Consider the following 25,997-nt stretch of genomic DNA (forward strand, 5'->3'; position numbering starts at 1 on the left):
GGTCGACTTCGGCGAACGCGAGCTGGCCGTCCTGGTCGAGGACGACGGACGCGGCAGCACCGACGAGAAGCTGACCGCCGGCGGCGCGGACGGTCTGGGCCACGGCCTGATCGGCATGCGCGAACGGGTCGGCATGGTCAGCGGAAGCCTCGACGTGGGCCCCCGCCCCGGCGGCGGCTTCCGCATCCGCGCCATCCTCCCGCTCAAGGCCGCACACTGACCCACCGCCCCCCCTTTAGGAGCCACCTTGACCATCCGCGTGATGCTCGTCGACGACCAGGAACTGCTGCGCACCGGCTTCCGGATGATCCTCCAGTCGCAGGGCGACATCGAGATCGCCGCCGAGGCGGGCGACGGTGTGCAGGCCCTGGAGCTGCTGCGGCACACGCCGGTGGACGTGATCCTGATGGACGTACGGATGCCCCGCCTGGACGGGGTGCAGGCGACCCGCCGGATCTGCCTGGCCGAGGACGGCAGCCCGCTGCCGAACGCCCCGCACGTGCTCATCCTCACCACCTTCGACCTGGACGAGTACGCCTTCGCCGCGCTCAAGGCCGGGGCCAGCGGCTTCCTGCTCAAGGACGTCCCGCCGACCGAGCTGGTGGCCGCGATCCGCGCGGTGCACGGCGGCGACGCGGTGGTCGCCCCGACCACCACCCGCCGGATGATCGACCGCTTCGCCGAGGTGCTGCCCACCCCGCACAGCGCGCCCGGCTCGGACGTCCTCGGCCCGCTGACCGAGCGCGAGCGGGAGGTGTTCCTGCTGGTCGCCCAGGGGTTGTCGAACGGCGAGATCGCGGCCCGGCTGGTGCTCTCCGAGGCCACCGTGAAGACCCACGTCGGCCGGATCCTGGCCAAGCTCGGGCTGCGCGACCGGGTCCAGGCCGTGGTGCTGGCGTACGAGGCCGGGCTGATCCGGGCCGGGGCGGCGGACTGACGCGCCCGTACACTGGGGCGGTACGTCCGGTACCCGCAGGTGGACTGGAACGGATGATCAGGGACAAAGCGTGAGCGAGCGCAGCGAGCGAATCATCGAAAGGCGCGCGTGGGCGAATGCCCCTGCCGAGCGCAGCGAGGCGGGCGCATGAGCGAGCGCAGCGAGGCGGGCGCATGAGCGAGCGCAGCGAGCGAATCATCGAAAGGCGCGCGTGGGCGAATGCCCCTGCCGAGCGCAGCGAGGCGGGCGCATGAGCGACTTCGCTGGCTTCGGCGAGTTCGCCCCGCTCGCCGACGGCCTCGGCGACCCGAGCGACCCCGGCAACCGACCGGCCAGGCTGGCCGTCGGCGTGGTCGGCACCGGCCGGGTCGGCCCCGCGCTGGGCGCCGCGCTGCAGCTCGCCGGGCACACCGTGGTCGCCGCCTCCGGGGTCTCCGCCGCCTCCCGCCGCCGCGCCGAGTCGCTGCTGCCGGGTGTGCGGATCGTCACCCCGCCGCAGGTCATGGCCGCCGCCGACCTGGTCCTGCTGACCGTGCCGGACGACGCGCTGGCCGACCTGGTGACCGGCCTCGCCGCCACCGGTGCCGTCCGCCCCGGACAACTGCTGGTGCACACCTCCGGCGCGCACGGCGTCGGCATCCTGGAGCCCGCCACCCGGGCCGGGGCGCTGCCGCTGGCCCTGCACCCGGCGATGACCTTCACCGGCACCTCCGTCGACCTGGCCCGGCTGGCCGGCTGCCCGTTCGGCGTGACCGCCCCCGAGGAGCTGCGGCCGGTCGCCGAGGCCCTGGTGGTGGAGATGGGCGGCGAGCCCGAATGGGTGCCCGAGGAGGTCCGCCCGCTCTACCACACCGCCCTCGCGCACGGCGCGAACCACCTGGTCACCCTCGTCGCCCAGGCGATGGACCTGCTGCGCACGGCCGGCGTCGCCGAGCCCGGCCGGATGCTCGGCCCGTTGCTCGGCGCGGCCCTGGACAACAGCCTGCGCTCCGGCGACGCGGCCCTCACCGGCCCGGTCGCCCGGGGCGACGCGGGCACCGTACGGCGTCACCTGGCGCAGCTCAGTACGGTGTCCCCGGACATCCCGGCGGCCTACCGGGCGATGGCCCGCGCCACCGCGCAGCGGGCGCTCGCCAACGGGACGATCGACGAAACGTCGGCGGCGGAGCTGCTGGACGTACTGAACGAGGAGAAGCCTGATGGCACGCGGTAAGCAGCCGAGCAAGCCCCAGCGGACGCCGAAGGTCCACCGGGCCGTCGTCACCCGCACCGTGGACGACTTCGAGGCCGCGTTCTGGCCGGACGAGCAGCCGGTGGACAACGCCGTCGTGATGACCATGGGCGCGCTGCACGAGGGCCACGCCGCGCTGATCCGGGCCGCCCGCAAGCAGGTCGGCCGGGAGGGCCGGGTCGCGGTGACGGTCTTCGTCAACCCGCTGCAGTTCGGCCCGTCCGAGGACCTGGACCGCTACCCGCGCACCCTCGACGACGACGTGCGGCTGGCCGAGGAGAACGGCGCCGACGTGGTCTTCGCGCCCTCCGTCGAGGAGGTCTACCCGAACGGCGAGCCGCAGGTGCGCCTGGCGGCCGGCCCGATGGGCGAGCGCTTCGAGGGCGCCACCCGCCCCGGCCACTTCGACGGCGTGCTGACCGTGGTCGCCAAGCTGCTGCACATCACCGACCCGGACTTCGCCTTCTTCGGCGAGAAGGACGCCCAGCAGCTGGCGGTCATCCAGCGGATGGTCGCCGACCTGGACTTCGACGTCGAGATCGTCGGCGTGCCGACCGTCCGCGAGGAGGACGGCCTGGCGCTGTCCTCGCGCAACCGCTACCTCTCCGAGGAGGAGCGCACCCGCGCCCTCGCCCTGTCCAAGGCCCTGTTCGCCGGCCGGGACGTCGCCGCGCAGGGCCCGAAGGCCGTGCGCGAGGCGGCCGCGGCTGTCCTGGACGGCGCCGAAGGTGTCACCCTTGACTACCTCGCGCTGATCGACCCGCACGACTTCTCGGAGGCGGCGGACGACTTCCAGGGCACGGCGGTGCTGGCCGTCGCCGCGAAGGTGGGCTCGACCCGCCTGATCGACAACGTCCACGTCATCTGCCGCTAGGCGGATGCCCGTCCAGCACGGAACCGTTCGCTGAACCGGTAGCAAGAACCCCTTCTAGGCATGCACTCACTGGAGGCGTGACCCCATGCTCCGCACCATGCTCAAGTCCAAGATCCACCGGGCCACCGTGACCCAGGCCGACCTGCACTACGTCGGCTCCGTCACGGTGGACGAGGACCTGCTCGACGCCGCCGACCTGCTCCCCGGCGAGCTGGTCCACATCGTCGACATCAACAACGGCGCCCGGCTGGAGACCTACACCATCGCCGGCCCGCGCGGCACCGGCGTGATCGGCATCAACGGCGCCGCCGCCCGTCTGGTCCACCCCGGCGACCTGGTCATACTCATCGCCTACGGGCAGATGGACACGGCCGAGGCCAAGGGCTACGAGCCGAAGATCGTCTTCGTGGACGAGCACAACCGGATCACCGGCCTGGGCGGCGACCCCGCCGAGGCCCAGGAGGGCACCGGACTGCTCCGCGGTGACCAGGCGTACGGTGGCGACGGCGCGGCCGCCGCGGCCACGCGCTGAAGGAGCCGCTGAGCCATGTCCGTTACGCATCGCCTCACCGCCCCGACCCCCGGTTGGACCGCCACCACCGACGTGGTCGTGGTCGGCTCCGGGGTGGCCGGTCTCACCGTCGCCCTCAACGTCCGCAAAGCCGGCCTGCGGGCCATGGTGGTCACCAAGGCGATGCTGGACGAGGGCTCGACCCGCTGGGCCCAGGGCGGCGTCGCCGCCGCCCTGGGCGAGGGGGACACCCCCGAGCAGCACCTCGACGACACCCTGGTGGCCGGCGCTGGCGTCTGCGACGAGGAGGCCGTCCGCACCCTGGTCACCGAGGGCCCGGACGCCGTCCGCCGGCTGATCGCCGCCGGCGCCCTGTTCGACCGGGGCGAGGACGGCGAGGTCCTGCTGACCCGCGAGGGCGGCCACCACCGCCGCCGGATCGTCCACGCGGGCGGGGACGCGACCGGCGCCGAGATATCGCGCGCCCTGGTCGCCGCCGTCCGCACCGACCCGGACATCGAGCTGATCGAGCACGCGCTCGTCCTCGACCTGCTGACCGACGCCGACGGCCACGCCGCCGGGCTGACCCTGCACGTGATGGGCGAGGGCCAGCGCGACGGGGTCGGCGCCGTCCGGGCCCGCGCGGTGGTGCTCGCCACCGGCGGCATGGGCCAGGTGTTCTCCGCCACCACCAACCCGGCGGTCTCCACCGGCGACGGCGTGGCCCTGGCACTGCGGGCCGGCGCCGCCGCCACCGACCTGGAGTTCGTCCAGTTCCACCCCACCGTGCTCTGGCTCGGTCCGGACGCCGAGGGCCAGCAGCCGCTGGTCTCCGAGGCGGTCCGCGGCGAGGGCGCCCACCTGGTCGACGCGGACGGCGTCCGCTTCATGGTCGGGCAGCACGAGCTGGCCGAACTGGCCCCGCGCGACATCGTCGCCAAGGCGATCACCCGGCGCATGCAGGCGCAGGGCGCCGAGCACATGTTCCTGGACGGGCGGCACTTCGGCGCCGAGATGTGGGAGCACCGCTTCCCCACCATCCTGGCCTTCTGCCGCGCGAACGGCATCGACCCGGTCACCGAGCCGATCCCGATCGCCCCGGCCGCCCACTTCGCCTCCGGCGGCATCCGCACCGACCGGCACGGCCGCACCACCGTCCCCGGCCTGTACGCCTGCGGCGAGGTCGCCTGCACCGGGGTGCACGGCGCCAACCGGCTGGCCTCCAACTCGCTGCTGGAGGGCCTGGTCTTCGCCGAGCGGATCGCCGCCGACCTGGCGGAGCTGCACGCCGCCGGCGAGCTGCCCGAGCGCACGGTGGACGTCACCGCGGCGCGGGCCGCCCGGCCGGTGCCGCTGCCGCCGTCCGAGGCCCGGGCCGAGATCCAGCGGCTGATGTCGCGCGGCGCGGGCATCCTGCGCTCCGCCGCGTCGATGGCCGACACCGCCGCCGGGCTGGCCCTGCTCGCCGAGCAGGCCCGCTTCCACGTGGCCGAGGAGAAGCCGGCCGACCCCCGGGTGGAGACCTGGGAGGCCGCCAACCTGCTGCTGGTCGCCACCGCGCTGGTCGCGGCCGCCGCGCAGCGCGAGGAGACCCGCGGCTGCCACTGGCGCGAGGACTTCCCCGAGCGCGACGACGCCCACTGGCGGCGCCACCTGATCACCACCCTGACCGCCTCCGGCGACCCCGTCAGCACCCCTGAGGAGCAGTAGAACCATGACCCACTCCCACGAGGAACTCCCCCTGGCCGACCAGGCCGGCGGCTGCGGCGACGGCTGCGCCTGCGGGGACGGCGAGGGTTACGAGACCGGCCTGGACCCGCAGCTGGCCGAGCTGCTGGAGCAGGCCGGACTGGACCCGGTCGAGGTCGAGGACGTCGCCACCCTGGCGCTGGCCGAGGACCTGGCCGGCGGCGAGGACGTCACCTCGGTGGCCACCGTGCCCGCCGACGCCGTCGCGACCGCCGACTTCACCGCCCGCCAGGCCGGCGTGGTGGCCGGTCTGCGGGTCGCCGAGGCGGTCGTCTCGCTGATCTGCGAGGAGGAGTTCGAGGTCGAGCGGCACGTCCAGGACGGCGACCGGGTCGAGGCCGGCCAGGTGCTGCTGTCGGTCCGCTCCCGCACCCGCGACCTACTGACCGCCGAGCGCAGCGCGCTCAACCTGCTCTGCCACCTGTCCGGCATCGCCACCGCGACCCGGGCCTGGGCGGACGCCCTGGAGGGCACCGGCGCGGTGGTCCGGGACACCCGCAAGACCACCCCCGGCCTGCGCGCGCTGGAGAAGTTCGCGGTGCGCTGCGGCGGCGGCGCCAACCACCGGATGGCGCTCTCGGACGCCGCCCTGGTGAAGGACAACCACGTGGTGGCGGCCGGCGGCGTGGCCGAGGCCTTCCGGGCCGTCCGGGCCGCGTACCCGGAGCTGCCGGTCGAGGTCGAGGTGGACGACCTGGAGCAGATCCCGCCGGTGCTGGAGGCCGGTGCGGACCTGATCCTGCTGGACAACTTCACCGTCGAGCAGCTGAAGGAGGCCGTCGCGCTGGTGGCCGGCCGGGCGAAGCTGGAGGCCTCCGGCGGACTGACCCTGGCCAGCGCGCGCGAGGTCGCCCAGACTGGTGTCGACTACCTGGCCGTGGGCGCGCTGACCCACTCCTCGCCGATCCTGGACATCGGCCTGGACCTGCGCGCCTGACCGTCAGGTCGAGAGCAGACCTGTCCCGACTCGCAGAAAGCGCCCCATGCTCCTCACCATCGACGTCGGCAACACCCAGACCACACTCGGCCTGTTCGACGGCGAGGACGTGGTGGAACACTGGCGGATCTCCACCGATCCGCGCCGCACCGCCGATGAACTGGCGGTACTGCTGCAGGGGTTGATGGGCAACCACACCGCGGTCCGGGAGGCCTCGGTGGAGGGCCTGGCGATCTGCTCCTCCGTTCCCGCCGTGCTCCACGAGCTCCGCGAGGTGACCCGCCGCTACTACGGCGACGTCCCCGCGGTGATCGTGGAGCCCGGCGTGAAGACCGGGGTGCACGTCCTGATGGACAACCCCAAGGAGGTCGGCGCGGACCGGATCGTCAACGCGCTGGCCGCCAACCACCTGTACGGCGGCCCGTGCATCGTGGTCGACTTCGGCACCGCGACCACCTTCGACGCCGTCAACGCCCGCGGCGACTACGTCGGCGGGGCGATCGCCCCCGGCATCGAGATCTCGGTCGAGGCGCTCGGCGTCCGGGGCGCCCAGCTGCGCAAGATCGAGCTGGCCCGCCCGCGCAACGTGATCGGCAAGAACACCGTCGAGGGCATGCAGTCCGGCATCCTCTACGGCTTCGCCGGGCAGGTCGACGGCCTGGTCGAGCGGATGGCCCGGGAGCTGGCCAAGGACCCGGACGACGTTCAGGTGATCGCCACCGGCGGCCTCGCGCCGCTGGTCCTCGGCGAGGCCACCACCATCGACGTGCACGAGCCCTGGCTGACGCTGGTCGGCCTGCGCCTGGTGTACGAGCGCAACCGGCCGAGCTGACCCTCCGCCGAGGCCCCAATGGAGGGGAATTCCGCGCGACGTTACCGACAAATCGGATATTCCTCACGTAGTGTCAACCCATGCCTACGCCACACGGATCGCGCGGCGGCATGGCCTTCAGCGCCGACGAAGTCCGCGTGCTGCGCCGAGCCCTCGCCCAAGCCCTGCACCCCGCCGTCCCCGTCCACCTCCAGGAGCCCGACCGAACGGCGTTCGCCGGGCCGGGCGCCGAGCTGTGGGCGGAGGACGTCCAGGACGCCCTGCGCCTGACCGAGGCGATCGACGAGGCCGTCCAGGAGGGCGGCCGACTGCGCGCCTTTCTGCTCGCCGACCTCGGCCGCTACCGCTCCGCCCTGCCCGGCAGCGCTCCCGGCTACCTGGAGCGTCTGGAGGAGGCCGTGGCCGGCGGCTACCTGCCCGGACCCGAGGACCTCACCGCGCTGCGCGGACTGACCCGCCAACCCTGCGGCCACGGCGAACGGGCCCGCCGCTCCCGGTTGGCTGGGCGCTGCCACGCGCTGGCCGAGACCGCCGTCCGCGAACGGCTCGCCCTCACCACCGGGCAGCCGCGCCACCTGGTGGCCGTACCGAACCCCGCCGCACCACCGAGCAGTCACCCCACCCCTGTAGGAGGACGGACCACGATGAGCAGCACCGACTCCCGCGACTCCCGCCCGGAGCAGCCCGCCGCCGCGCAGACCCCGACCCGCCCGCACCGGATGCCCACCCCGGCCGAGCTCTTCGGCCGCCGCCCCAAACCCCCGGCCCACCCCACCACGCCGGCCGACGAGACCCCGGAGGAGACCGAACTCCGCACCGGCACCGGCTGAGCCGACCGCGCCCCCGAGGGGAGACCGCCGCCACGGTCTCCCCTCTCCGGTAATCCGGTCGCGGAGCACGGTGTACGGCTGGCTACCCTTGTGGGGTGAGCGATCAGAGCCTTTTTCCCGCGACCGACGACCTCCCCGAGCAGATGCGCGTCCGGCGCGAGAAGCTGGACCGGCTCCGGGCGGCCGGTGTCGACCCGTACCCGGTCGGATTCCCCCGCACCACCACCATCGCGGACCTGCGTGCCAAGCACCCGGACCTCGAACCCGACACCGCGACCGGTGAGCGGGCCGGCATCACCGGCCGGGTGATCCTCTCCCGCACCGGCGGCAAGCTCTGCTTCGCCACCCTGCGCGACGGCACCGGCGACCTCCAGGTGATGTTCTCCCTGGACAAGCTGGGCGCCGAGCGGCTGGCCGCCTGGAAGTCCGACATCGACCTCGGCGACCAGGTCGGCGTCGAGGGCGAGGTGATCACCTCCAAGCGCGGCGAGCTGTCGGTGATGGTGGACCGCTGGGAGCTCACCGCCAAGTGCCTGCGCCCGCTGCCGGACAAGCACAAGGGCCTGACCGACCCGGAGGCCCGGGTCCGCCAGCGCTACGTCGACCTGATCGTGAACCCCGAGGCCCGGGAGATCCTGCACCTGCGCAGCAAGGTCGTCCGCTCGATCCGCCGCACCTACGAGGACCGCGGCTTCATCGAGGTCGAGACCCCCATGCTGCAGCCGGTGCACGGCGGCGCCAACGCCCGTCCGTTCAAGACGCACATCAACGCGTACGACATCGACCTCTACATGCGCATCGCCCCCGAGCTGTACCTCAAGCGGCTGGTGGTCGGCGGCGCCGAGAAGGTCTTCGAGATCAACCGCAACTTCCGCAACGAGGGCGCGGACGCCACCCACAACCCCGAGTTCACCTCGCTGGAGTCGTACGAGGCCTACGGCGACTACAACACCCAGGCCGAGCTGATCCGCGAGACGATCATCAACGCCGCCCGGGACGCCCTGGGCACCACGGTGATCAAGGGCGTGGACGCCCACGGCGTGGAGCACGAGATCGACCTGGCCGAGCCGTGGGAGGAGGTCAGCGTCTACCCGGGCATCTCCGCCCACCTGGGTGTCGAGGTCACCCCGGAGACCGGCGTCGAGGAACTGCGCAAGCTCGCCACCGACCACGACATCCCGTTCGAGAAGAACTGGGGCCACGGCCAGATCGTGCTGGAGATGGTGGAGCGCCTGCTGGAGGAGAACGCCGTCCGGCCGACCTTCATCAAGGACTACCCGACCGAGGTCTCCCCGCTGACCCGCCAGCACCGCTCGGTCGCCGGCGTGGCCGAGAAGTGGGACCTGGTGATCTTCGGCACCGAGATCGGCACCGCCTACTCCGAGCTGATCGACCCGGTCGAGCAGCGCGCCCGCTTCACCGCGCAGTCCCTGCTGGCGGCCGGCGGCGACGTCGAGGCGATGCAGCTGGACGAGGACTTCCTGCGCGCGCTGGAGTACGCGATGCCCCCGACCGGTGGCCTCGGCCTCGGCGTGGACCGCCTGATCATGCTGCTGACCGGCAAGAACATCCGGGAGACCGTGCTCTTCCCGCTGGTGAAGCCGGAGCCGAAGGCTTCCGTCGCGACGGCGGAGAAGACCGAGGAGGAGTGACCTGATGGACTACGTCAGCGCGATCGTGCCGCCGTTGGTCATGGCGATCGGCTTCGGATTCCTGGTGCGGGCCATCTTCCGCAGCCAGGGCGGGGCCCAGAAGGCCAAGGAAGACATCGACTGATCCCCCGGGGTCGGGGGCCTTCCCGGGGCCTCGGGGGCCTTCCCGGGGCCTTCCCGGGGCCTTCCCCGCGAACGAACCCGCGACTGACACCGTCAGCCGCCGCAGAACGACCCGCGCGCCGCCATTCCCGATTCCCGGGGGTGGCGGCGCGCCGGTTTGGCGCACTTCACAAGATTTGCCCCATTCACTCCCTATCCTGGCCGCACTATGGTCCGGCAACTCGGCGAACTTGAGAACGCCATCATGACCCGGGTGTGGCGGTGGAACCGACCGGTGACGGTTCGCGAGGTTCTCCTGGATCTGCAGTCGGAACGCGAAATCGCGTACACCACGGTGATGACCGTCCTGGACAAGCTGCACAGAAAGGGCTGGCTGCGCCGCGAGCGGGTCGGCCGGGCCTATCGATATGAACCGGTCTCCTCGCGCGAGGCGTACACGGCGGCCCTGATGAACGACGCATGGGCCACCAGTGACAATCCGGCGGCGGCCCTGGTGCACTTCTTCGGCCTGATGTCGCCGGAGCAACGCGAGGCACTCCGGGACGCCTTGCGGGTGGCAGCGTTGTTCCCATCCGATCCAGCAGCAGCTCCGCCCGCCGCGGATTCCGCGGGCGACCCTCCGGATAGCGCCGGACCGGATACCGGGGCGACCGGACCGGGGACGACGCGATAGCGTCCCGCCATGGAGGTCACCATCCGCCGCGCGCGGACCACGGACGTACGGGCCGTACGCGGGCTCATCGACGCCTACTCGCGCGACGGCATTCTGCTCGACAAGCCCACTGTCACACTGTTCGAATCCGTCCAGGAGTTCTGGGTCGCGGAACGCGACGACAACGGCGTGGTGGTGGCGTGCGGTGCCCTGCACGTGATGTGGGAGGACCTCGCCGAGGTCCGCACGCTCGCGGTCGACCCGTCCTGCCGGGGCTTCGGGATCGGGCATCTGCTGCTGGAGAAGCTGGTGCAGACGGCACGCTGGCTCGGCGTCCGTCGGATTTTCTGCCTGACGTTCGAGGTTCCGTTCTTCGCGAAACACGGTTTCGTCGAGATCGGGGAGCTTCAGGAAACCGATGATGGTACGACAGACCCGGCGGCGATCGCTACGGATGTCTATGAAGAACTCCTCCGCTCGTACGATGAAGGTGTCGCGGAGTTCCTTGACCTGGAGCGGGTGAAGCCCAACACACTGGGCAACTCGCGCATGCTGCTGCACCTCTGAGCGGCTCCGTGCCGGTCAAGGGTTTGTGTTTTCCGGAGAAAGGCGCTTTCCTTTCCTTAGGCAATGGGTCGTTTAGCGGAAAGGGAAGCCCGTGGCACAGAGGGTGCAGGTCATTCTTGAAGACGATCTCGAAGGCGGTTCGGCGGACGAGACGGTGACGTTCGCGCTGGACGGCGTTGCCTACGAGATCGACCTGAAGAGCGTCAACGCGGACAAGCTGCGCGGTCTGCTGGCGCCCTACGTGGAGAAGGGTCGCAAGCAGAGCGGCCGACTCGCCGGCTCCCGGCGTCCGGGCCGCAGCGCCGCGGCGCGCCCGTCCGGCAGCGCTCCCGACACCGCGAAGATCCGCGCGTGGGCCAAGGAGCAGGGCATGGAGGTCAACGACCGCGGCCGGGTGCCGAGCAACGTCCGCCAGGCCTACGAAGACGCCAACGCGTCCTGACCCCGGCACCGCCGGCCCGCCGGAGCGGATGCGGGCCCCGGCGACCGCGTACGGCGCCGACGACACACGCGCGGGGCGCGGAGGAGGCTCCTCCGCGCCCCGCGGCGCGTGCCAGGACGGCCGCCGCGCCGCCGCTACCGGGGTCGTCCGGGGCGGCTGGCTCGGGCGGCGGAACAATCACGAGCTGTGCAACGCTGTAGGAGCGAAGCGGTAACGAGGACACCACCGGGATGGCGTACCGGCCCTCCCGGCCGCCGTTGAACCACCGTCACCGCGGCCCGACTTCTCGGCGGCCCGACTTCTCGCCAGGCGAACACCGTCACCGCGGAAACTGCGCGAGAACCGCCTCGATACCGGGTATGAATGCTGATGGACGGGTTCTAGGCCCGTCCAGGGGCAGTATGAGTGACCGGCCGGAGAGGGTCCGGCTCCGCCCCGGCGACTCTTGTTCGCCGATGGCGTAGCGGTTTCCGGTGCATCCGGCCCACTAGTGGGAACACCGATTCCCAGCATCAGGTTGGGATTGGTGTCGGCTGGTCGCGCAGCATCTCGCTCCTCTACCGGGGAGTGAATCCGTGGGCCGCGCCGCTGAGCGGGACTAGCATGCGGAAGGACAGGGCGGGGACGGACCCCGAACTGCCCGACCGCTCTGAGGAGCGATAAACGATGTTCGAGAGGTTCACCGACCGCGCGCGGCGGGTTGTCGTCCTGGCTCAGGAAGAAGCCCGGATGCTCAACCACAACTACATCGGCACCGAGCACATCCTCCTGGGTCTGATCCACGAGGGCGAGGGCGTCGCCGCCAAGGCCCTGGAGAGCCTCGGGATTTCTCTTGAGGCCGTACGCCAGCAGGTCGAGGAGATCATCGGCCAGGGCCAGCAGGCCCCATCCGGTCACATTCCCTTCACCCCCCGGGCCAAGAAGGTCCTGGAGCTGTCGCTCCGGGAGGCCCTGCAGCTCGGCCACAACTACATCGGCACCGAGCACATCCTGCTCGGCCTGATCCGCGAGGGCGAGGGCGTCGCCGCCCAGGTCCTGGTGAAGCTGGGCGCCGACCTCAACCGGGTGCGCCAGCAGGTCATCCAGCTGCTGTCCGGTTACCAGACCGGCGGCGGCAAGGAGTCGGCCACGGCCGGCGGGCCCGCCGAGGGCACCCCGTCGACCTCGCTGGTCCTGGACCAGTTCGGCCGCAACCTCACCCAGGCCGCCCGTGAGGCCAAGCTCGACCCGGTCATCGGGCGCGAGAAGGAGATCGAGCGGGTCATGCAGGTGCTGTCCCGCCGCACCAAGAACAACCCGGTCCTGATCGGTGAGCCCGGCGTCGGCAAGACCGCCGTGGTCGAGGGCCTGGCGCAGGCGATCGTCAAGGGCGAGGTCCCGGAGACGCTCAAGGACAAGCAGCTCTACACGCTGGACCTGGGCGCCCTGGTGGCGGGCTCGCGCTACCGCGGTGACTTCGAGGAGCGCCTGAAGAAGGTGCTCAAGGAGATCCGCACCCGCGGCGACATCATCCTGTTCATCGACGAGCTGCACACCCTGGTCGGCGCGGGCGCCGCCGAGGGCGCCATCGACGCAGCCAGCATCCTCAAGCCGATGCTGGCCCGCGGCGAGCTGCAGACCATCGGTGCCACCACCCTGGACGAGTACCGCAAGCACCTGGAGAAGGACGCCGCGCTGGAGCGCCGCTTCCAGCCGATCCAGGTCGCGGAGCCCTCGCTGCCGCACACCATCGAGATCCTCAAGGGTCTGCGCGACCGCTACGAGGCCCACCACCGGGTCTCCATCACGGACTCCGCCCTGGTCGCCGCCGCCACCCTGGCCGACCGGTACATCTCGGACCGCTTCCTGCCGGACAAGGCGATCGACCTGATCGACGAGGCCGGCTCCCGGATGCGCATCCGCCGGATGACCGCGCCGCCGGACCTGCGCGAGTTCGACGAGAAGATCGCCGACGTGCGCCGCGAGAAGGAGAGCGCGATCGACGCGCAGGACTTCGAGAAGGCCGCGTCCCTGCGTGACGACGAGAAGCAGCTCCTGCAGGCCAAGGCCAAGCGCGAGAAGGAGTGGAAGGCCGGCGACATGGACGTCGTCGCGGAGGTCAACGAGGAGCTCATCGCCGAGGTCCTGGCCACCGCCACCGGCATCCCGGTCTTCAAGCTGACCGAGGAGGAGACGTCCCGTCTGCTCCGCATGGAGGACGAGCTGCACAAGCGCGTCATCGGCCAGAAGGACGCCATCAAGGCGCTCTCCCAGGCCATCCGGCGCACCCGTGCGGGCCTCAAGGACCCGAAGCGCCCCGGCGGTTCGTTCATCTTCGCCGGCCCGTCCGGCGTCGGTAAGACCGAACTGTCCAAGACGCTGGCCGAGTTCCTCTTCGGCGACGAGGACGCGCTGATCGCGCTCGACATGTCCGAGTTCTCCGAGAAGCACACCGTCTCCCGGCTGTTCGGCTCCCCGCCCGGATACGTGGGCTACGAGGAGGGCGGCCAGCTGACCGAGAAGGTCCGCCGCAAGCCGTTCTCGGTCGTCCTCTTCGACGAGGTCGAGAAGGCCCACCCGGACATCTTCAACTCGCTGCTGCAGATCCTGGAGGACGGTCGCCTGACCGACTCCCAGGGCCGCGTGGTCGACTTCAAGAACACCGTCATCATCATGACGACCAACCTCGGCACCCGGGACATCTCCAAGGGCTTCAACCTGGGCTTCGCGGCCACGGGTGACTCCCAGACCGGGTACGAGCGGATGAAGGCGAAGGTCGGCGAGGAGCTCAAGCAGCACTTCCGCCCCGAGTTCCTGAACCGTGTCGACGACATCGTGGTGTTCCACCAGCTGTCCGAGGACGACATCATCCAGATCGTCGACCTGATGATCGCCAAGGTGGACGAGCGGCTCAAGGACAAGGACATGGGCCTGGAGCTCAGCGTCGAGGCCAAGAAGCTGCTGGCCAAGCGCGGCTACGACCCGATCATGGGCGCCCGCCCGCTGCGCCGCACCATCCAGCGCGAGATCGAGGACCACCTCTCCGAGAAGATCCTCTTCGGTGAGCTGCGGGCCGGCCACATCGTCGTCGTCGACGTCGAGGGCGAGGGCAAGGACGCCAAGTTCACCTTCCGAGGTGAGGAGAAGTCGGCCGTCGCGGACACCCCTGCCGCGGTCGCCTCGTCCGGTCCGGACCTGACGAAGTAAGGCAACATTTAACAGACAACCTCACAGCCACCGAGCCCCCGGCGTTCACGCCGGGGGCTCGGTGCGTTCGGGGGCGGACGACCCCGCAGTCGGCGTGGCCCTGGGCGGGCAGCCTGCCGGCCGGTTCGTGCGGGTGCGTCCCATTTCTCAGCAAGCTTTAACCAGGATGCGGTTGACACTTTGTCGACTGATGTGAAGTCGGGGAGGATAGCGCCGTGACCATGTCATGGTCAAGGTCTATCTTTTGCGGCCTCACTTCGGTCAAATGACGTCCACCTGTCTTTCATATTGGTTTACCGGGCCTTGGCCAAGAGTCGGCTCGGTCGGGGAGGACGTCACACCGTTGAAGACCACCAGGAGAACCGCTGCGATCACCACTGCCGCAGCGGTCATAGTCACGCTCGGCGCGGGCCTGTTCCCGAGCGCCGCCGTCGCCGCCGGCTCCGCACCGGCGCCGAGGGACCCCGCTGACGCCGTTCAGTCCGTCAACACCGAGCACAACATCCCGGGTCCGCTGACCGCCAAGGTGGAGGCCGAGCAGAAGGCCGCCACCGAGCAGCTGCTCAACGGCACCGCCCAGGTCGAGCAGCACAACGGCAGCACCAGCGTGAAGCTCGGCAAGGACAAGTACGTGGAGCTCGCCCGCGAGCGCACGGACAAGATCTTCACCATCCTGGTCGACTTCGGCGACCAGGTGGACAACACCACCAAGACACCCGACGGCAAGATCAAGTTCGGCGGCGAGCCCGGCCCGAAGCACAACGAGATCGAGAAGCCGGACCGCGCCACCAACAACTCGACCGCCTGGCAGGCCGACTACAACCAGCAGCACTACCAGGACCTGTACTTCGCCAAGGACAAGCCCTCGCTGAAGACCTTCTACGAGAAGCAGTCCTCGGGCCGCTACTCGGTCGACGGCGTGGTCTCGGACTGGGTCCGGGTGCCGTGGAACGAGGCCCGGTACGGCTCGGACTACTGCGGCTCCAACGTCTGCCCCAGCGCCCAGGACCTGATCCGCGACGCCGTCGACATCTGGTACAAGGACCAGCTGGCGAAGGGTCAGACCAAGGAGCAGATCAAGGCGACGCTGGCCTCGTACGACCAGTGGGACCGCTACGGCTCGCACCACGACGGGAACTTCAACCAGCCCGACGGGTACATCGACCACTTCCAGATCGTGCACGCCGGCGAGGACAAGTCGGCCGGTGGCGGCAAGCAGGGCAACAAGGCCCTGTGGGCGCACCGTTCGTACGCCTACGGCAACCTGAACGGCCAGGCCGGCCCCGACGGCAACAAGCTCGGCGGCGTGCCGGTCGGTGACTCCGGCTTCTGGATCGGCGACTACACGATGCAGCCGGAGAACGGCGGCCTCGGCGTCTTCGCCCACGAGTACGGCCACGACCTCGGTCTGCCGGACCTCTACGACACCGCGGGCAAGGGCATCGACAACTCGGTCGGCTTCTGGTCGCTGATGTCCTCCGGCTCCTGGCTCGGCGAGGGCAAGGACAGCATCGGCGACATGCCGAACGACCTCGACGCCTGGAGCAAGTACAAGCTCGGCTGGCTGAAGGCGGACCACGCCAAGGCCGGCACCGAGTCGACCCACCACATCGGTCCGGTCGAGTACAACAGCAAGCTCCCGCAGGCCCTGATCGTCGACCTGCCGAAGAAGAGCATCACCACCGACATCAACAAGCCGTTCAGCGGCAACACCGAGTGGTGGAGCGGCAGCGCCGACAACCTCAACGTCACGCTGACCCGGGACATCGACCTCACCGGCAAGACCAAGGCCAGCATCAACGCCAAGGCCTGGTACGAGCTGGAGCCGGACTTCGACTACGCCTTCGGCGAGGTCTCCACCGACGGTGGCAAGACCTGGACCGTGGTGGACGGCACCTGGAACGGCGCCGCGCTGCCCAAGGAGAACGGCCGTCCGGCCCTCAGCGGCCTGACCGCTGCCTGGGGCGACCTGTCCTTCCCGCTGGACGCCTACGCCGGCAAGCAGATCAAGTTCCGCTACCACAACACCACCGACGGCGGCCTGCACTACCGCGGTCTGGCGGTGGACGACGTCTCGGTGACCGCCGACGGCGCCACCGTGTTCAGCGACGACGTCGAGAAGGGTGACAACGGCTGGGCGGCCGACGGCTTCACCCGTTTCGGCGGCTCGTACACCAAGGACTACGCGCAGTACTACATCGCGGAGAACCGGCAGTACGTGTCGTTCGACGAGACCCTGAAGACCGGCCCGTACAACTTCGGCTTCGGCACCGCCAAGCCGAACTGGGTCGAGCACTACGCGTACCAGCCCGGTCTGCTGATCTGGTACTGGGACGAGTCGCAGACCGACAACAACGTCAGCGCCCACCCGGGCCAGGGTCTGATCCTCCCGGTCGACTCGCACCCGACCCCGCTGAAGTGGGCCGACGGCACCCTGATGCGTCCACGCATGCAGGGCTTCGACTCCACCTTCGGCTCGCGTCGCGTCCCGGCGCTGACGCTGCACAAGAACGGCGTCGAGACGGTCATCCCGAAGTCCAAGGGCGTCGACGAGTTCTCGGACCTGAAGGAGTACTGGTCCAAGGACAACCCGTACAGCAGCGTGATCGTTCCGAAGACCGGCACCAGCATCGAGGTCGAGAACGAGTCCGCGAACTACCTGGAGACCTGGATCCGGGTCCGCCCGGTCGACAACTGATCGTCCTGACGGTCAGGCCGTGATCGCACGGCTCTGAAGTCTCCACGTCCGGCCCGTCCCCGCGTTCGCGGGGACGGGCCGGACGCTTTCGCCCGGGCGGATCGGACCGGTCGTGGGCGATCCGATCCCGTGATCGTTGCTCCGTCGGATTGAATCTCCGGCGCCACGCTGACTACACGCCGTAGTACCTCGCCCCGTTTGGGACTCCACTCGGTGACGGTTACATCTGAGTGGTCCCCCGCTCAGCACGCGCCCGATCGGGCGCTTCGTGCTGCCCCCCGCACGACCGTGAGGTACGTCGAGCGATGTCCACCGTCCCGCCCGTGGGTCCGGCCCTGCGCCGGCTCGCCGCCCGTACGGCGGCCCAGGCGGCCGCCTGGCAGCCCCGGATCGGCCGTGCCGTCCGCACCCATGCCGCGCCACCGCCGCGCGCGCTCGTCACGCCCCGGCACGCCACCCTGCCGGGCGGCCGGCAGCGGGCCGAGCGCGACCACGCGGTGGTCTCCGCCGGAGCGGCCGCGGTGCTGCTGGCGGGTGTGATGCTGGCGGCCGCGCCGGGCAGCGCCGTGGCGCAGACCGTGCTGCCGACCACGCCGGGCAGTTCGGCCTTCACGGCTCCGCAGGCGTCGGTGCCCGACCCGGGCCTGGTCCAGGTGGCCGGCCCCAGCCCGTACAAGCTGCCCGACGACGGCGCCTCGGCGCAGGCGTTCGTGGCGGTGGCGCCCAATCTGCTGCCGGCCGAGCCGCCGGCCGCCGCTTCAACCCCTGTTCCCGCGCCGGAGCCCGCATCGGCCCCTGCTCCCGCCCCTGCTCCCGCCCCGGAGCCCGCACCGGAGCCGGAGCCCGCACCGGCCCCCGCGCCCGACTGGTCGCCGCCGGTGCCGGACGCGCCGATCAGCAATCCGTACGGGGTGGCCGAATCCGAGTACGCCGCCGGCTACCACACCGGGGTGGACTTCGCCGTCGCCCCGGGCACCCCGGTGCTGGCGGTCGGCGACGCGACCGTGGTCTCGGCCGCCCGGGACGGCGCGTACGGCAAGGAGGTCGTCCTGCGGCTCGTCGACGGGCGCTTCGCGCAGTACGCCCACCTGTCCGCGCTCTCGGTGTCGCCGGGCGACCACGTGTCGGCGGGCGAACGGGTCGGGCTGTCCGGGAACACCGGCAACTCGACCGGGCCGCACCTGCACTTCGAGATCCGCACCCGCAACCGCTACGGCGCGGTGGTCAACCCGATCGCCTATCTCTCCGAGCGCGGCGTCACGGCGTTCTGACCGGGGATCAGCCGCTGGCCCGGGCCGGGTGGCTGATCCGGCCGCCGATCTCCAGCGCGACCGTCCGGGCGGCCTCCAGCGCCTCGTCCAGGTCGGCCACCGGCACCTTCTCGCCCCACACGTTCTCGGCGTGACCGCAGTCCTTGCTGTCCTGCTGGAGCAGGAACATCGACGAGTGGATGGTGAACAGCGTCATCGCGGCGCGCAGCCGGTCCTGAAAGCTCGCCTCCGGCCCGTGCACCAGCTGCATCATGGTGATGATCCGCTCCCGGAAGGCCAGTCCGGCCGGGGACTCCCGCAGCGCGGGCTGGTTCTCGTGGAAGAAGCGCAGCAGCGGGGCCCGCTCGGCCATCCCGTCCGCGAAGCGGCGGATCAGCTCGTCGCGCGTCTGCGGGCTCCAGGCCTGCTTCCGGCCCCACTCGATGGTCTCGTCGATGGGCGCGGCCATCCGCTCGACGATGCCCAGGACGATGTCGTCCTTGGTCTTGAAGTGGTAGTAGAGCGCGGCCTTGGTGACGCCCAGGCGGTCGGCGATCTCGCGCAGTGAGGTCTGCTCGTAGCCCTGCTCGGAGAAGAGCTCCAACGACACCTCGATGATGCGAGCCCGGGTGTCGCTGCGGGGGCTGTGCGGAGTGCCCATGGCCTGCCTCATGACTGCGTCGGTGACTGCTGCGGACCCCAGGGTGGCGTCCGCCCCGGGCCCATTCTCCCTGCCCAGGCGGCCGTTCGGAAAACTGGCTTGACGACCGGCTAGGAAACAACTTACCGTGCCGACGATCGATAAACTAGCCGGGCGACAAGTAAGTGAGCCGCCGCACGGCGCGACGCTCGTCCGAACCACCCCTCCGGGAGACCCCACCCCATGTCACAGTCCAAGACCGCCGGCCCGGTACCGGAGGACAAGACGGCCGAGGAGGAGCAGCCGCGGTCGCCCCGCGAGATCCGCCTCGTGATGGTCGGCTTGGTCGTCACGATGCTGCTGGCCATGCTCGACAACCTGATCGTCGGCACCGCGATGCCGACCATCGTCGGTGACCTCGGCGGTGCCGAACACCTGTCCTGGGTGGTCACCGCGTACACCCTGGCCACCGCCGCCTCCACCCCGATCTGGGGCAAGCTCGGCGACCTGTACGGCCGCAAGGGCACCTTCCTCACCTCGATCGTGATCTTCCTGGTGGGCTCGGCGCTGTCGGGCCTGTCCCAGAACATGAACGAGCTGATCGGCTTCCGCGCCCTGCAGGGCCTGGGCGCCGGCGGTCTGATGGTCGGCGTCATGTCGATCATGGGCGCGCTCGTCCCGCCGCGCGACCGCGGCAAGTACCAGGGCATGTTCGCCGCGGTGATGGCCCTGGCCACCATCGGCGGCCCGCTGGTCGGCGGCTTCATCACCGACCACCTGAGCTGGCACTGGACCTTCTACATCAACCTGCCGCTCGGTGTGATCGCGCTCGCCGTGGTCGTCGTCACCCTGAAGCTGCCGAAGGTCCGCAACACCGCCCGGATCGACTACCTGGGCGCGATCCTGCTCACCGCCGGCATCACCTCGCTCGTACTGATCACCACCTGGGGCGGCCAGCAGTACGCCTGGGGCTCCAAGGAGATCCTCGGCCTGGCCGCGCTCGCCGCCGCCTCGCTGATCGCCTTCTGCTACGTGGAGCAGCGGGTCGAGGAGCCGATGCTGCCGCTGACCCTGTTCAAGAACCTGAACTTCACCCTGGTCTCGATCATCGGCTTCGTCGTCGGCTTCGTGATGTTCGGCTCGACCGTCTTCCTGCCGCTCTACCAGCAGATCGTCCAGGGTGCCTCGGCGACCAACTCCGGCCTGCTGCTGATGCCGATGATGTTCGGCATGCTGGTCGTCTCGCTGGTGGTCGGCCAGGCCGTCACCAAGACCGGCAAGTACCGGATCTTCCCGATCATCGGCACCCTCGTGATGACCGGCGGCCTGATCCTGCTCTCCACCATGGGCACCGAGACCAGCAGCTTCACCTCGGCCTGCTGGATGATCGTTCTCGGCGCCGGCATGGGCTTCCTGATGCAGATCACCATGCTGGTCGCGCAGAACAGCGTCGAGCTCAAGGACATGGGCGTGGCCAGCTCCACCGCCACCCTGTTCCGCACCATCGGCGGCTCCTTCGGTGTCGCGCTGTTCGGCGCGCTGTTCAACAACCGGGTGAAGGACACCATGGGCGAGCTGCTGGCCGGGAAGCCGACCCCCCCGGGCGGCATGAAGGACCCGGGTCAGACCAGCCCGGCCGAGCTGCGCAAGCTGCCCGACTACATCCAGGACGCCTACCACCACGCGGTGTCCAACGGCATGCACACCGTCTTCCTGTGGGGCGCCGGGGTGGCCGTGATCGCCATCGCCGCCGCGCTGTTCCTGCGCGAGGTGCCGCTGCGCGGCACCGGCAAGGGTGAGAAGCCGGCCGAGTCCTCGCTGGAGGCGGCGGCCGTCTGACGGTCCTCGTAGGGTCCGCTCCACACGGTCCCGCTTCGCACGGCGCCCCCGGGAGGTTCTCCTTCCGGGGGCGCCGTCTTCGTCCGTTGCGGGGTGCGACTACCGGGGCAGTCGGTAGACACCCTGCTCGACCGGCTCGACCAGGCCGTCGGCGACCAGACCGTCCAGGGCGCGGGCCCGCTGCACGGCGTCCGGCCAGACGGCGTCCAGGCGGGCCTGCGGGACCGAGCCGTGTGCCTCGCGCAGCACCGCGAGCAGCTTGCCGCGCACCTGGCGGTCCGTCCCCTCGTAGGACTGACCGCGCCGGGCCGGCCCCTCGTACGCCGGGCGGCCGGCCCGCTGCCAGGCGCAACCGGTGAACAGCGGGCAGTCCCCGCACTCCGGGCCGCGGGCGGTGCAGACCAGTGCGCCCAGCTCCATCACGCCGACCGCCCAGGTGGCGGCGGTCTCGGCGTCGTCGGGCAGCAGCGCGGTCGCGGTACGGCGCTCGGCGGCGGTGGTGGCCTGGGCCGGGTACTCGACGCCGGTCACCGCGCGGGCGAAGACCCGGCGGACGTTGGTGTCCAGCACCACGTGCCGCTGGCGGAAGGCGAAGGAGGCGACCGCCGCGGCGGTGTACTCCCCCACCCCGGGCAGCGAGAGCAGCGTGGCGTGGTCGTCCGGGACCTCGCCGCCGTGCTCCTCGGTGATCGCCACGGCGGCCGCGTGCAGCCGCAGCGCGCGGCGCGGGTAGCCCAGCCGACCCCACATCCGGACCGCCTCGCCGGACGCCTCGGCGGCGAGGTCGGCAGGGGTGGGCCAGCGGGTCATCCAGGCCTGCCAGGCGGGTAGCACCCGCTTCACCGGGGTCTGCTGGAGCATGAACTCGCTCACCATAACCGCCCAGGGCGTCGCGTCGGGGGTCCGCCAGGGCAGGTCGCGCTTGCTGGCCTCGTACCAGTCGAGGACGGTCGAGTGCAGCAGCGGCAGGGGCATCGGCAGCCGGGGCGCGGTACCGGTTCCGGCGGTCGTTTCGGTGGCGGTGATGGCAGTCATGGCCCTTCGATCCTCCCATGGCGGGGGACGCCGCCGAAGTGGAGGATCTAATTCCGAATGTCCGGAAACCGCTCGGAAATCCCGGTTCGACCGCTCCCTCGAACGGATCAAATGGCGGATCATGTGAAAGAAGGGGCGACTGTGCGGTGTTGGTGAGTCAATCGCCACACGCAGTCTCGTAGAGTTTGATCGTGCCCTCTCTGCGTCAACCCGTGGGACCGCTGCCGGCCTCGATCTACTGGCGTCGGCGCGTCGTCGTGCTCGCCGCCGTCGCGGCGGTCATCGCCCTGATCGCCTGGCTGATGACCGATCAGGGCGGGGGCGGTGGCGACGGCTCACAGAGCAAGGCCGCGCAGGCCGTACCGCCCCAGTCCCAGTCCCAGACGCCCGCTCAGGCGATCACGCCCGGCGCCTCCCCGAGCGGCCCCGCGGCGCGCCCCGGCGGCGGCAGCGCCGGGGGCACCGGCGGCCCGGTGAGCGGCGGCGGCAGCGAGGTCGGCCTCAGCGGCGGCACCGGCGCCGGCGCCAACCCCGCGCCGGCGGGCGGGTCCGGCGGCTCGGGTGGTCCCGGCGGGACCGGCGGCGGCAACGGCGGCGGGGCGTCCGGCGGCTCGGGCGGCGGCGCTCCGGCGGTGAACACCCCCGAGGTGATGGCGCTTCCGGTCTGCGCCTCCTCGCAGGTGGCCCTTGAACTGAACCCGAGTCAGAACTCGTACCAGCCCAAGGACAAGCCGAAGCTGGCCCTGACGGTCAAGAACTCCTCCGGCACCAACTGCCGGGTGGACCTGGGCCGCACCACCTCCGTGATCACGGTCAGCGGCAACAACAACGACCGGGTCTGGTCCTCCGGCGACTGCCCGCCCGACAAGGGCGACATCTGGGTGCAGATCCCGGCGAACGGCAGCCAGACCGAGACCTTCACCTGGGACCGCAGCCGCAGCAAGCCGCAGTGCGCGACCGCCGACCAGGCGGCGCCGGCGAACGGGACCTACGTGGTGCTCGCGGAGCTCACCGGGCTCTCCGCCGACAAGGTGTCGGCCCGGACCTCGATCCGGCTGGACGGCTGAGGACCGGTCAACTTCGTTCGGAGCCCCCGACCGCGCGCGGTCGGGGGCTCCGGCGTTCCCGGGACCGGAAACGCGGAACGGCCCCCGGGGAAGCGTTTCTCCGGGGGCCGTCCGTCGATTGTGCGTCGGTCAGACGTAGCGCTCCAGGATGGACGATTCGGCAAGGCGGGACAGGCCCTCGCGGACCGAACGGGCCCGGGTCTCGCCGACGCCCTCGACCGTCTGCAGATCGTCGATGCTGGCGGCGAGCAGCTTCTGCAGGCCGCCGAAGTGCTCGACCAGGCGCTCTATCACCGTGTTGGGCAGGCGCGGGATCTTCGCCAGCAGGCGGTAGCCGCGCGGGGAGACCGCGGAGTCCAGGGACTCCGGCGAGCCGGAGTAGCCGAGCGCCTTGGCGACCGTCTGCAGGTCCAGCAGCTCGGCGTGGGTGAGCGCCTCCAGGTCGGCCAGTACCTCGGTGACCGTCCGGCCCTTCTTGGCGGCCCGCTCCGGGAAGTAGTCCCGGGCGACCAGTTCGCGCTCCGGCTCCACGCCCGCGATCAGCTCGTCCAGCTGGAGCGAGAGCAGGCGGCCGTCGATGCCGAGCTCCAGCACGTAGCCGGCGATCTCGGTGGCGATCAGCCGGACCATCTCCAGGCGCTGGGCCACGGCCGTGACGTCCCGGACCGTCACCAGGTCCTCGATCTCCAGCGCGGAGAGCGTGCCGGCCACCTCGTCCAGGCGGAGCTTGTAGCGCTCCAGGGTGGCCAGCGCCTGGTTGGCGCGGGACAGGACGGTGGTGGAGTCCTCCAGCACCCGGCGGGTGCCGTTGACGTACATGGCGATCAGCCGCATCGAGTGCGAGACCGCGACCACCGGGTAGCCGGTCTGCCGGTTGACCCGCTCCGCGGTGCGGTGGCGGGTGCCGGTCTCGTCGGTGGGGATGGTCGAGTCCGGCATCAGGTGGACGCCGGCCCGGACGATCTTGGTGATGTCCTTGTCGAGCACCACCGCGCCGTCGAGCTTGCACAGCTCGCGCAGGCGGGTCGCACTGAACTCGACGTCCAGGACGAAGCCGCCGGTGCACAGGGACTCGACGGTCTTGTCGAAACCCAGCACGATCAGGCCACCGGTGTTGGCCCGCAGGACCCGTTCCAGGCCGTCACGAAGCGCGGTACCGGGCGCGATGGCGGTGAGGGAGGCGCGCAGCAGGGCCTCCTCGCGGGAGGCCTTGTCCGCCCCCCGGTCGCTGGCTGCCACGTGACTCCTCCGGTCGACCCCGTGCCGCGCGCCTCGCGCCGTGCGCCGGTCCGCGGTCTGTTGCTCTGTCGCTCAGTACCGCTTCGGTACTGCCTTCTGGCCAATGAGACTGGGGAAAGTCTAACTGCGTGCGGCTTCGGCAGGGCTTGGGTCAGCGCAGTTCGTCGGAGTCGAGCGGCTCCCAGCCGTCCATCAGCTCCTCCGGGAAGGCCGGGACCCGCGCCGCACGGGGGGCCGGCGGGGCCGACGGGGCCTCACCACGCCCCTCGCCGCGCGGCTTCGCGGAGGCCCGACGGCGGCCCGGGATGGCCCGCAGCGCCTCGCCGATGTCGGCCACCTCGACCACCTTCATGCCCGGCGGCACCTTGCCCGGGTCCGGCGGGACCAGGGCGTGGGTGAAGCCCAGCCGGTGCGCCTCGGCGAGCCGGCGCTGCACACCTGTCACCCGCCGCACCTCGCCCGCCAGGCCGACCTCGCCGATCGCCACCAGGTTGCTGGGCAGCGGAGTGTCGGTGGAGGAGCTGGCCACCGCGAGCGCGACCGCGAGGTCGGCCGACGGCTCGGTCAGCTTCACCCCGCCGACCGTCGCGGTGTAGATGTCCTGCTTGCCGAGCTTCACCCCACCGTGCCGCTCCACCACCGCCAGGATCATCGCGATCCGGGGCGACTCCAGGCCCGAGGTGGTCCGGCGCGGGGAGGGGATCTGCGAATCCACCATCAGCGCCTGCACCTCGGCCACCAGCGGACGCTTGCCCTCCAGGGTGACGGTGAGGCAGGTGCCCGGGACGGGCTTGTCACGCCTGGTCAGGAAGAGGCCGGAGGGGTCGGCCAGGCCGACGATGCCCTCGTCGTGCAGCTCGAAGCAGCCCACCTCGTCGGTGGCGCCGTAGCGGTTCTTGATCCCCCGGATCAGCCGCAGCCGGGCGTGCCGGTCGCCCTCGAAGCTCAGCACCACGTCCACCAGGTGCTCCAGCAGGCGCGGACCGGCGATCTGACCGTCCTTGGTGACGTGGCCGACCAGCAGGGTGGCCATGCCGCGCTCCTTGGACGCCCGGATCAGCGCGTTCGCCACCTCGCGGACCTGGGCCGGACCGCCGGGGGCGCCGTCCAGCTCGGCGGAGGCGATGGTCTGCACCGAGTCCAGGATCAGCAGGCCCGGGTTGACCGCCTCGATGTGCCCGAGCACCGCGCCGAGGTCGGACTCGGCGGCGAGGTAGAGGTGCTCGGAGAGGGCGTTGATCCGGTCGGCGCGCAGCCGCACCTGGCCGGCCGACTCCTCGCCGGTGACGTAGAGCGTGCGGTGCTGGGCGGTGGCCGCCTTGGCGGCGACGTCCAGCAGCAGGGTCGACTTGCCGACGCCGGGCTCGCCGGCCAGCAGGACCACCGCGCCGGGCACCAGGCCGCCGCCGAGCACCCGGTCCAGCTCCGGCACGCCCGTCGAGCGGGCCGTCGCGACCTGGCCGTCCACCTGGGCGATCGGGCGGGCGGGCGCGCTGACGGGCCCGGCCGCGGTGGTGCGGATCGGCACCGCGCCGTACTCCTCGACCGTGCCCCAGGCGTTGCACTCCGGGCAGCGGCCGACCCACTTGGGCAGCTGGTTGCCGCACTCGGTGCAGCGGTAGGCCGGACGCGGCTTGGCGGTGGTCTTGGAACGCGGAGGCATGCGGCCCACCGTAGCGCCTGGGTACGACAGCGCCGGTCCCCGT

Annotated in this window: 22 protein-coding genes; 18 read left to right on the forward strand and 4 right to left on the reverse strand. The window is 71.1% G+C overall.

Annotation, left to right across the window (positions count from 1 at the left end):
• The 16 genes from ABZW30_RS18080 to ABZW30_RS18155 all read left to right on the forward strand — a co-directional run.
• A partial coding sequence (locus ABZW30_RS18080; protein ID WP_355672089.1) for an ATP-binding protein occupies positions 1-220 on the forward strand: 220 nt, incomplete at its 5' end.
• A gap of 27 nt (positions 221-247) precedes the next feature.
• Entirely contained in the window at positions 248-937 is a 690-nt protein-coding gene (locus tag ABZW30_RS18085) for a response regulator transcription factor (RefSeq protein ID WP_355672090.1), read from the forward strand.
• Positions 938-1,187: 250 nt separating this feature from the next.
• Positions 1,188-2,150: a DUF2520 domain-containing protein gene (locus ABZW30_RS18090; RefSeq protein ID WP_355672091.1), complete on the forward strand. Its 963-nt coding sequence runs from the start codon at positions 1,188-1,190 to the stop codon at positions 2,148-2,150.
• Entirely contained in the window at positions 2,137-3,042 is a 906-nt protein-coding gene (gene panC, locus ABZW30_RS18095) for a pantoate--beta-alanine ligase (protein ID WP_355672092.1), read from the forward strand. Before ABZW30_RS18090 ends, panC begins: the two co-directional genes overlap by 14 nt.
• 85 nt (positions 3,043-3,127) lie before the next feature.
• The gene (panD, locus tag ABZW30_RS18100) at positions 3,128-3,574 is read left to right on the forward strand and encodes an aspartate 1-decarboxylase (protein ID WP_355672093.1); all 447 of its coding nucleotides are present in this window, start codon (positions 3,128-3,130) and stop codon (positions 3,572-3,574) included.
• A 15-nt stretch (positions 3,575-3,589) separates the two neighbouring features.
• Complete coding sequence (locus ABZW30_RS18105; protein WP_355672094.1) at positions 3,590-5,263, forward strand: L-aspartate oxidase; 1,674 nt, start codon at positions 3,590-3,592, stop codon at positions 5,261-5,263.
• 4 nt (positions 5,264-5,267) lie between these two features.
• Entirely contained in the window at positions 5,268-6,239 is a 972-nt protein-coding gene (gene nadC / locus ABZW30_RS18110; RefSeq protein ID WP_355672095.1) for a carboxylating nicotinate-nucleotide diphosphorylase, read from the forward strand.
• A 46-nt stretch (positions 6,240-6,285) separates the two neighbouring features.
• Positions 6,286-7,071: a type III pantothenate kinase gene (locus ABZW30_RS18115; protein ID WP_355672096.1), complete on the forward strand. Its 786-nt coding sequence runs from the start codon at positions 6,286-6,288 to the stop codon at positions 7,069-7,071.
• A gap of 80 nt (positions 7,072-7,151) precedes the next feature.
• Positions 7,152-7,901 carry a hypothetical protein gene (locus tag ABZW30_RS18120; protein ID WP_355672097.1) on the forward strand — a complete coding sequence of 250 codons (750 nt, stop codon included), beginning with the start codon at positions 7,152-7,154 and terminating at the stop codon, positions 7,899-7,901.
• 95 nt (positions 7,902-7,996) lie between these two features.
• The gene (gene lysX / locus ABZW30_RS18125) at positions 7,997-9,553 is read left to right on the forward strand and encodes a bifunctional lysylphosphatidylglycerol synthetase/lysine--tRNA ligase LysX (RefSeq protein WP_355672098.1); all 1,557 of its coding nucleotides are present in this window, start codon (positions 7,997-7,999) and stop codon (positions 9,551-9,553) included.
• A 331-nt stretch (positions 9,554-9,884) separates the two neighbouring features.
• The gene (locus ABZW30_RS18130) at positions 9,885-10,349 is read left to right on the forward strand and encodes a BlaI/MecI/CopY family transcriptional regulator (protein WP_355672099.1); all 465 of its coding nucleotides are present in this window, start codon (positions 9,885-9,887) and stop codon (positions 10,347-10,349) included.
• A gap of 9 nt (positions 10,350-10,358) precedes the next feature.
• Positions 10,359-10,895, forward strand: a complete 537-nt coding sequence (locus ABZW30_RS18135) for an amino-acid N-acetyltransferase (protein WP_355672100.1) — start codon at positions 10,359-10,361, stop codon at positions 10,893-10,895.
• Positions 10,896-10,986: 91 nt separating this feature from the next.
• Positions 10,987-11,337, forward strand: coding sequence for an Lsr2 family protein (locus ABZW30_RS18140; protein WP_355672101.1), 351 nt, complete (start codon positions 10,987-10,989; stop codon positions 11,335-11,337).
• Between the two features lie 666 nt (positions 11,338-12,003).
• The gene (locus ABZW30_RS18145; RefSeq protein WP_355672102.1) at positions 12,004-14,523 is read left to right on the forward strand and encodes an ATP-dependent Clp protease ATP-binding subunit; all 2,520 of its coding nucleotides are present in this window, start codon (positions 12,004-12,006) and stop codon (positions 14,521-14,523) included.
• A 343-nt stretch (positions 14,524-14,866) separates the two neighbouring features.
• Positions 14,867-17,221, forward strand: coding sequence for an immune inhibitor A domain-containing protein (locus tag ABZW30_RS18150; RefSeq protein ID WP_355672103.1), 2,355 nt, complete (start codon positions 14,867-14,869; stop codon positions 17,219-17,221).
• A gap of 305 nt (positions 17,222-17,526) precedes the next feature.
• Complete coding sequence (locus ABZW30_RS18155) at positions 17,527-18,492, forward strand: M23 family metallopeptidase (RefSeq protein ID WP_355672104.1); 966 nt, start codon at positions 17,527-17,529, stop codon at positions 18,490-18,492.
• A gap of 7 nt (positions 18,493-18,499) precedes the next feature.
• On the opposite strand, the gene ABZW30_RS18160 is transcribed toward ABZW30_RS18155, so the two are convergent.
• Entirely contained in the window at positions 18,500-19,132 is a 633-nt protein-coding gene (locus tag ABZW30_RS18160; RefSeq protein ID WP_355672105.1) for a helix-turn-helix domain-containing protein, read from the reverse strand.
• Between the two features lie 222 nt (positions 19,133-19,354).
• On the opposite strand from ABZW30_RS18160, the gene ABZW30_RS18165 reads away from it, so the two are divergent.
• The gene (locus ABZW30_RS18165) at positions 19,355-20,950 is read left to right on the forward strand and encodes an MDR family MFS transporter (protein ID WP_355672106.1); all 1,596 of its coding nucleotides are present in this window, start codon (positions 19,355-19,357) and stop codon (positions 20,948-20,950) included.
• 99 nt (positions 20,951-21,049) lie between these two features.
• On the opposite strand, the gene ABZW30_RS18170 is transcribed toward ABZW30_RS18165, so the two are convergent.
• The gene (locus ABZW30_RS18170; RefSeq protein ID WP_355672223.1) at positions 21,050-21,925 is read right to left on the reverse strand and encodes an A/G-specific adenine glycosylase; all 876 of its coding nucleotides are present in this window, start codon (positions 21,923-21,925) and stop codon (positions 21,050-21,052) included.
• A 251-nt stretch (positions 21,926-22,176) separates the two neighbouring features.
• Between ABZW30_RS18170 and ABZW30_RS18175 the strand changes: the two genes are divergently transcribed.
• Positions 22,177-23,052, forward strand: a complete 876-nt coding sequence (locus ABZW30_RS18175) for a hypothetical protein (protein ID WP_355672107.1) — start codon at positions 22,177-22,179, stop codon at positions 23,050-23,052.
• 129 nt (positions 23,053-23,181) lie between these two features.
• Here the strand turns inward: ABZW30_RS18175 and disA are convergent, their stop codons facing one another.
• Positions 23,182-24,240: a DNA integrity scanning diadenylate cyclase DisA gene (gene disA, locus ABZW30_RS18180; RefSeq protein WP_188306273.1), complete on the reverse strand. Its 1,059-nt coding sequence runs from the start codon at positions 24,238-24,240 to the stop codon at positions 23,182-23,184.
• A gap of 202 nt (positions 24,241-24,442) precedes the next feature.
• Complete coding sequence (radA, locus tag ABZW30_RS18185) at positions 24,443-25,954, reverse strand: DNA repair protein RadA (protein ID WP_355672108.1); 1,512 nt, start codon at positions 25,952-25,954, stop codon at positions 24,443-24,445.
• Positions 25,955-25,997: the final 43 nt, after the last annotated feature.

It is taken from the genome of Kitasatospora sp. NPDC004669 (assembly GCF_040609455.1).
GTDB lineage: Bacteria > Actinomycetota > Actinomycetes > Streptomycetales > Streptomycetaceae > Kitasatospora.

Coding starts and splice junctions, on each gene's coding strand:
- radA (WP_355672108.1), bottom strand. CDS start 25,954: ATGCCTCCGCGTTCCAAGACCACCGCCAAGCCGCGTCCGGCCTACCGC.
- ABZW30_RS18165 (WP_355672106.1), top strand. CDS start 19,355: ATGTCACAGTCCAAGACCGCCGGCCCGGTACCGGAGGACAAGACGGCC.
- ABZW30_RS18145 (WP_355672102.1), top strand. CDS start 12,004: ATGTTCGAGAGGTTCACCGACCGCGCGCGGCGGGTTGTCGTCCTGGCT.
- panD (WP_355672093.1), top strand. CDS start 3,128: ATGCTCCGCACCATGCTCAAGTCCAAGATCCACCGGGCCACCGTGACC.
- nadC (WP_355672095.1), top strand. CDS start 5,268: ATGACCCACTCCCACGAGGAACTCCCCCTGGCCGACCAGGCCGGCGGC.
- ABZW30_RS18160 (WP_355672105.1), bottom strand. CDS start 19,132: ATGGGCACTCCGCACAGCCCCCGCAGCGACACCCGGGCTCGCATCATC.
- ABZW30_RS18135 (WP_355672100.1), top strand. CDS start 10,359: ATGGAGGTCACCATCCGCCGCGCGCGGACCACGGACGTACGGGCCGTA.
- ABZW30_RS18115 (WP_355672096.1), top strand. CDS start 6,286: ATGCTCCTCACCATCGACGTCGGCAACACCCAGACCACACTCGGCCTG.
- ABZW30_RS18105 (WP_355672094.1), top strand. CDS start 3,590: ATGTCCGTTACGCATCGCCTCACCGCCCCGACCCCCGGTTGGACCGCC.
- ABZW30_RS18120 (WP_355672097.1), top strand. CDS start 7,152: ATGCCTACGCCACACGGATCGCGCGGCGGCATGGCCTTCAGCGCCGAC.
- ABZW30_RS18170 (WP_355672223.1), bottom strand. CDS start 21,925: ATGCCCCTGCCGCTGCTGCACTCGACCGTCCTCGACTGGTACGAGGCC.
- panC (WP_355672092.1), top strand. CDS start 2,137: ATGGCACGCGGTAAGCAGCCGAGCAAGCCCCAGCGGACGCCGAAGGTC.
- ABZW30_RS18155 (WP_355672104.1), top strand. CDS start 17,527: ATGTCCACCGTCCCGCCCGTGGGTCCGGCCCTGCGCCGGCTCGCCGCC.
- ABZW30_RS18090 (WP_355672091.1), top strand. CDS start 1,188: ATGAGCGACTTCGCTGGCTTCGGCGAGTTCGCCCCGCTCGCCGACGGC.
- ABZW30_RS18130 (WP_355672099.1), top strand. CDS start 9,885: ATGGTCCGGCAACTCGGCGAACTTGAGAACGCCATCATGACCCGGGTG.